A 6,829-nucleotide genomic window follows, 5' to 3' on the forward strand; every position below is an offset into this window, starting at 1 on the left:
ACGGCCGGGGCGTTCCCGCGTCACGGGCCGGGGCACGGCGTCCCGGCGGCCGACGCGAAAACCCGCCGCCCCCGAAGGGACGGCGGGTCTGGAGCGTTCCCGTTAGCGCGGCCTGGGCTGGAACTTGGCGATGAACAGGCCTTCCGCGGTGACGCACTCCCGGCCTCCGGCCGAGATCGAGCCCACCGTGCGGATCTTCCTGCCGTCCACCGACACCTGCCTCGCCCTGATCGTCAGCGGCTCGAACAGCGGGGTGACGTGGTGGTAGCGCAGGACCAGTTCCGCCGTCATGCCCGACACCCCCGCCCAGCCGTTGGCGACGCCCAGCGTGTGGTCCAGGATCAGGGCCGAGACCCCGCCGTGGACGCATTCGGGCGGGCCCTGGTAGGGCAGCCCGAGCACGGTCACGGCCTCGATGGAGCCGTCCGGCAGGGCCGTGTACTCCAGCGGAGGGGCGATCGGGTTCTCCGACCCGGCGACCGCGTCGTGCCTGGTGTTGCCGTCGCCGTGCCACATGTCCACCAGCCGCTCCCGCAGGTCGGGAGCGGCCGCGTCCAGCTCGTCGGCGATCGCGTTCAGGCGGTCGGCGACCCCGCCCAGGTCCGCCCCGGAGATGTCCCCGGCGCGGAGCAGACCGTCGATCACCCGGCGCGCCGCGGCGGCCGCCGCGTCCACGCCGGTCCCCCGACACGGGCTGGAGAGCTCGATCGTCATCCCCCTCAGGCCTTCCCGACCGGCTCCGGGTCGCGGGGCAGGCCCAGTATCCGTTCACCGATCACGTTGAGCTGCACGTCGGTGGTGCCTCCGGCGATCGACATGCAGCGCGAGTTCAGGAACATCCAGGTGGCGTCGGGGTTCCCGCTCGAGAGGCTCCGCCCGGGGGTGGCCAGGGCCGCGGGGCCCGCCCAGTCCATGGCGGTCTCCCACACCTGCTGGACGTGTTCCACTCCGATCAGCTTACTGATGCTGGCCTCCGCTCCGGGCTGCGCCCCCGACAGGGAGCGCAGCGTGGTGCGCAGGCCGAACAGGCTGCTGGACTGCGCGTCGCACAGGATCTGGCCGAGCGTGGTGAGCCGCTCGTCGTCGACCTGCCCGCCCTCGGCGGCCACCAGGTGCAGCAGCGCCTCTCCGCCGCTGCCCAGCGAGGAGTCGTGCGACAGCGAGACCCGCTCGTTGGACAGGGTGGTGCGGGCCAGCTTCCAGCCGTCGCCGGGGCCGGCGACCAGCAGGTCGTCGGGGATGAACACGTCGTCGAGGAAGACCTCGTTGAACAGGGCCTCACCGGTCAGCTCGCGCAGCGGCCGGATGTCGATGCCGGGCGACTTCATGTCCAGCAGGAAGTACGACAGGCCCTTGTGCTTGGGCGCGGCCGGGTCGGTGCGGGCCAGCAGGATGCCCCAGTCGGCCTCGACGGCCATGGACGTCCAGACCTTCTGGCCGGTGATCTTCCAGCCGCCCTCGACCTTCTCGGCCCGGGTGGACAGCGCCGCCAGGTCCGAGCCCGCGCCGGGCTCGCTGAACAGCTGGCACCAGCGCAGCTCGCCGCGCAGCGAGGCGGGCAGGAACCGCTCGTGGTGCTCGGGCGAGCCGTGCGTGATGAGGGTCGGCACCACCCAGTTGCCGATGATCATGTCGGCGGCGCGCAGGCCCGCCGCGCGCATCTCCTCGGCGATCACCAGCTGGCTGACGGCGTCGGCGCCCTTGCCCCAGGGCTTCGGCAGGTGCGGGGAGGTGTAGCCGCGTTCGGCCAGGTAGGTCAGCCGCTCCTGGCCCTCCAGGGCCTTGGCGGGCTCCAGCTCGGCGCGGATCTCGCCGCGGACGCGCTCGGCCGCCTCGGGCAGCTCGACGCTCAGCTCGCGGCGGACGCCGTCCAGGGTGAGCCGGGCGACGCGGCGACGCCACTGCGCGGTGGAGCCCAGCAGCAGCCGCAGGGACTGGGCGCGGCGCAGGTAGAAGCCCGCGTCGTGCTCCCAGGTGAAGCCGATGCCGCCGAGGTTCTGGATGCAGTCCTTGGCGTTGCGGAAGGCGTTCTCGACGCTGGTCGCCCCGGCGACGGCGGCGGCCAGCGAGGCCTCGGCGGCGGAGGCGTCCTCCGCCTGCGCGCGGGCGGCGTCCCAGGCGCAGGCGCGGGCCTGCTCGGCCAGGGCCAGCATCCGGGCGCAGCGGTGCTTGACGCCCTGGAACTGGCCGATGGGACGCCCGAACTGCTCGCGGACCTTGGCGTAGTCGGCGGAGGTGGCGGTCGTCCAGTCCGCCAGGCCCGAGGCCTCGGCGGAGAACAGCACGGCGGCCAGGTCCAGCACGTCCTGGTCGGCCAGGCCGGTCAGGACGGCGTCGTCGGCCACGGCCACGGCGTCGGCCTTCACCGAGGCCAGGCGGCGGGTGACATCGTGGCTGGGCAGCTCGGAGACCTCGACGGCGTCGCGCGGCAGCACGACCCAGACGGTCTTCTCGCCCTCGCGGGCGGGGAGCACGAACAGGTCGGCGACCCGGCCGGAGGGCACCGGCTCGGACTCGCCGTTCAGCACGGCGTTCCCGTTCTCGCGGGTCAGGGTCAGACCGCCCGGGCGGAGGGCGACCGTGCCGATCACACCGCCCTCGGCCAGGGGCTCCAGGCAGGCGGTGTGCCCGGCGCGGTGCAGGACCGCGCCGGCCAGCACCGTCGGCAGGAACGGGCCCGGGGCCAGGGCCCGGCCCAGCTCCTCCAGCACGACGGCCAGCTCGACGAGGCCGTAGCCGGCGCCGCCGTGCTCCTCCGGCAGGTGCAGGCCGAGCAGGCCCTGCTCGGCGAGGCCCTTCCAGAACGGGGGGACCTCCTCGTGCTCCGCCTCCACGGCGGCGCGGAGCACCTGCGGGGTCACCTCCCGGGAGGTGAAGGTACGCACCGCGTCCCGGAGGTCGCGGTGCTCCTCGGTCATTCCGATCGTCATGGTCTTTCTCAGATCCGTTCGATGATGGTGCCCGTGGCGTGCGCGCCACCGGCGCACATGGTGATCAGGGCCGTGGACTTGTCGGTGCGCTCCAGCTCGTAGAGGGCCTGGGTGATCAGGCGCGAGCCGGTGGAGCCGACGGCGTGGCCGAGCGCGATCGCGCCGCCGTTGACGTTGACCTTGTCCATGTCGGGCTCGTGCGCCTGCGCCCAGGACAGGACGACGGAGGCGAACGCCTCGTTGATCTCGACGAGGTCGACGTCCGACAGCTTCATGCCGGCCTTCTTCAGCACGTGGGAGGTCGCCTCGATCGGCCCGTCCAGGTGGTAGTACGGGTCGGAGCCGACCATGCCGGAGGCCACGATCCGGGCGCGCGGGCGCAGGCCCAGCTCTGCGGCCTTCTCGGCGCTCATCAGCAGCACCGCGGCGGAGCCGTCGCTGATCTGCGAGGAGTTGCCCGCGGTGTGGATGCCGCCGGGGTAGACCGGGTTCAGCCCGGCCAGCTTCTCCAGGCTCGTCTCGCGCAGGCCCTGGTCGCGGGTGACCGTCGCGGTCTCACCGGTCGGCCCCTCCGGACCCATCACCGGGGCCTCGACCGGCAGGATCTGACCGGCGAAGCGGTCCTCGGCCCAGGCGCGGGCCGCCTTCTGCTGGGAGGCCAGGCCGAACGCGTCGGCGGCCTCTCGGGTGATGCCCTTGTCCTTGGCGATGCGCTCGGCCGCGGTGAACTGGTCGGGCATGTCGAGGGCGAAACCCTCGGGGACCGGCATGCCGCCCCCCGGGACGAGGGCCGCGCCGAGGAAGACCCGGCTCATGGCCTCGACGCCGCAGCCGATGCCGGCGTCGATGGCGCCGGAGGCGATCAGGCCGGCGATCACGTGCACCGCCTGCTGGCCGGAGCCGCACGCGCAGTCGATGCTGGTGCAGGCGGTCTGGTAGGGCAGGCCGGCGACCAGCCACGCGTTGCGGGTGACGTTGTTGGCCTGCTCCCCCGCCTGGGTGACGCAGCCGCCGACGACCTGGCCGATCTCTCTCGGGTCGACGCCGGCCTTGGCCAGCAGCCCCTTCTGGGTCAGGCCGAGCAACTCGGCCGGGTGCAGCCCGCACAGGGCTCCGTTGCGCTTGCCGACCGGGGTGCGGACGGCGTCGACGATCACTGCTTCAGGCACGGGGGGTCTCCTTCTCGTCGTTCTCGCTGGTCAGGACGTTCTTGGCCCACCGGTAGTCGGCCTTGCCGCTGGGCGAGCGCATGATGGACTCGCTGAAGGTGATCAGAGCCGGGATCTTGTAGCCGGCCAGGTGCTCCCGGCAGTGATCGCGCAGCTCGGTGACGCTGGGGACGGGGGCGTCCGGGCGCAGCTCGACGACGGCGGCGACGCGCTCGCCGAAGCGGCGGTCGGGCACGCCGGCCACCAGCACGTCCATCACCGCGGGGTGGGCCTTGAGCGCCTGCTCGACCTCTTCGGGGAAGACCTTCTCGCCGCCGGTGTTGATGCAGCCGGAGCCGCGGCCGAGCACGACGATGGTGCCGTCCTCCTCCACCTTCGCCATGTCGCCGAGGATCGACCAGCGCACACCGTCGATGACGGGGAACGTGCGGGCCGTCTTCTCCGGGTCGTTGTAGTAGGCCAGGGGGACATGGCCGCTGCGGGCGATGGTGCCGATCTCCTCGGAGCCGGGCGGGACCGGCTTGAGGTCGGTGTCGACGACGGTGACGCGGGGATTGGGAGCCAGCCGCATGAGGCCGTCGGGGCCGATCTGGATGGTGCCGTCGGCACCGGACTCCGACGCGCCGAAGCTGTTGTTGACGAAGAGGTCCGGCTTCACCAGCTCCTTGAGCTCCTCCTGGATGCTGCGGGAGAGGATCGCCCCGCCCGAGCCCAGCACGAACAGCGAGGAGAGGTCGAACTCCGAGCGGTGCGCGCGAAGGACGTCGGCCAGCGGCCGGGCCATGGCGTCGCCGACCACCATGAGGATGCCGATCTTCTCCTCGTCGACGGTCCGCAGCGCCTCCAGGGGGTCGAAGCGACGCTGGACGGCGATCTTCGCGCCGCCGAGCAGCGAGGTGAAGAGGTTGTAGGAGGCCGCTCCGTGCATCAGCGGGGCGGTGAGCAGGTAGGAGAAGCCCTCGAGGCTCGCGGCCGCGGCGGCGGCCAGTTCCTCTGCGGTGAGGTACGGCGGGCCGTAGTGGTTGCCGCCCTTGAGGGCGGCCATGTAGAAGTCCTCGTGCCGCCAGACCACGCCCTTGGGCATGCCGGTGGTGCCGCCCGTGTAGATGATGAAGCGGTCGTCGGAGCTGCGCTCGTCCGCCAGGGGCGGAGTCACCGGCCGGCCCTCGAGCACCGCCTCGTACTCCACGACGTTCACGGCGGAGGGCCAGGACGGCTCCTCGTCCGGGGTGTCGCCCGTGCGCACCACGACGGCCAGGCGGAGCTTCGGGCAGTTCGCGGCCACGCGGGCGGCGGACGGGGTGAGCTCCTCGTCGATGACGAGCCCCGTCAGCTCCGCGTTGGTGTAGAGGTACTCCAGCTCCCGGTCGGTGTACCGGTAGTTGATGTTGATCGGCACCGTCCGGGCCTTCAGGCAGGCCAGGAGGGCCTCAACGTACTCCGGGCCGTTGAGCATGTGGAGTCCCACATGGTCACCCGGCTCGATTCCGGAGGCGAGGAGCCCGTGTGCCAGGGCGCTGGCCCGCTCGTCCAACTCCTCGAACGTCAGCCTGCGCCCGCCGCAGACCAGGGCTGTGCGCCGCGGGACGGCCGCGGCCACCGCCTCGTAGAGGCTCGCCAGATTGAGCGTCGTCATAGCCGGAATCTAGAATTCGTTTCGACTGATGGCAAGGGATGTCCCACTCAGTGAGCCACCCCTGGCCGAAGTGCAAAAATCACCCACTCAACGAGACCGGGACTCCCGAAAAAACTAGAATTCGTACTAGTGTCAGGAGGTCCTCTTCGGAACATGAGCGGGAGCAACCCATGAACGCAGACCTCTCCCTGGCGGGCCGCACCGCCGTCGTCACCGGCGCGGGCGCCGGGCTCGGCCGCGCCGAGGCCCTCGCGCTGGCCGCGCAGGGCGCGAACGTCGTCGTCAACGACATGGGCCCGGCGGCCGAGGGGGTCGTCGCCGAGATCAAGGCCCAGGGCGGCCAGGCCGTCGCGGTGACCGGCGACGTCAGCGACTGGTCGCTGGGCGAGCGGCTCGTCTCCGCCGCCGTCGACTCCTTCGGCTCGCTGGACATCGTGGTCAACAACGCGGGCGTGCTGCGCGACAAGATGCTGTTCAACCTGACCGAGGCCGACTGGGACGACGTCATCCGCGTGCACCTCAAGGGCCACGCAGCCGTCTCCCGCGCCGCCGCCGTGCACTGGCGCAACGCCAGCAAGGCCGCCGGGGGCCCCGTCTACGGCCGGGTCGTCAACACCGCCTCCGAGGCGTTCCTGTTCGGCAGCGCCGGCCAGCCCAACTACTCGGCCGCCAAGGCGGGCATCGTCGCGCTCACCCTCTCCACCAACCAGGGCCTGGCCCGCTACGGGGTGAAGGCCAACGCCATCTGCCCCCGGGCCCGCACCGCGATGACCTCCGAGTCCTTCAACGAGGGCACCGCGCCCGGCGGCATCGACTCCATGGCCCCCGAGCGGGTCGGCACCTTCGTGGGCTACCTGGCCTCCCCCGCCGCCGAGGGGATCAGCGGCCAGGTCTTCATCGTCTACAGCGACATGATCGCGCTGATGGCCGCCCCGGTGGTGGAGCGCAAGTTCACCGCCGCCGACGGCGTCTTCTCCGTGGAGGAGATCAGCTCCCAGGTCACCCCGTACTTCGAGGGGCGCGACCCGTACCAGACCTACGCCGCCTACAGCGTGGCCTCGCTCGACGACACCGGCACCACCAAGTTCGGCGGC

General features: G+C 72.0%; 5 protein-coding genes. 1 reads left to right on the plus strand and 4 read right to left on the minus strand.

All coding sequences use genetic code 11. The annotated features are described in order from the left end of the window. Window positions 1-102: 102 nt before the first annotated feature. Genes ABD327_RS16805 through ABD327_RS16820 form a run of 4 tightly spaced genes read right to left on the minus strand, consistent with a single transcriptional unit; the run spans window position 103 to window position 5,735 of the window. Window positions 103-714, minus strand: coding sequence for a hotdog family protein (locus ABD327_RS16805; RefSeq protein ID WP_344451333.1), 612 nt, complete (start codon window positions 712-714; stop codon window positions 103-105). 5 nt (window positions 715-719) lie between these two features. Further along, entirely contained in the window at window positions 720-2,930 is a 2,211-nt protein-coding gene (locus ABD327_RS16810; RefSeq protein WP_344451334.1) for an acyl-CoA dehydrogenase family protein, read from the minus strand. 8 nt (window positions 2,931-2,938) lie between these two features. After that, window positions 2,939-4,099 carry a steroid 3-ketoacyl-CoA thiolase gene (locus ABD327_RS16815; RefSeq protein WP_344451335.1) on the minus strand — a complete coding sequence of 387 codons (1,161 nt, stop codon included), beginning with the start codon at window positions 4,097-4,099 and terminating at the stop codon, window positions 2,939-2,941. Continuing rightward, window positions 4,092-5,735 (minus strand): acyl-CoA synthetase, encoded by a 1,644-nt coding sequence (locus ABD327_RS16820; protein ID WP_344451336.1) that lies wholly within the window; start codon window positions 5,733-5,735, stop codon window positions 4,092-4,094. The genes ABD327_RS16815 and ABD327_RS16820 overlap by 8 nt, the downstream gene beginning before the upstream one ends. Before the next feature lie 170 nt (window positions 5,736-5,905). Between ABD327_RS16820 and ABD327_RS16825 the strand changes: the two genes are divergently transcribed. Beyond that, the coding region (locus tag ABD327_RS16825) for an SDR family NAD(P)-dependent oxidoreductase (protein ID WP_344451337.1) at window positions 5,906-6,829 on the plus strand (924 nt) is incomplete at its 3' end.

Origin of the sequence: Actinocorallia aurantiaca, from assembly GCF_039533685.1 — a bacterium.
In the GTDB taxonomy this organism is placed as follows: Bacteria; Actinomycetota; Actinomycetes; order Streptosporangiales; family Streptosporangiaceae; genus Actinocorallia; species Actinocorallia aurantiaca.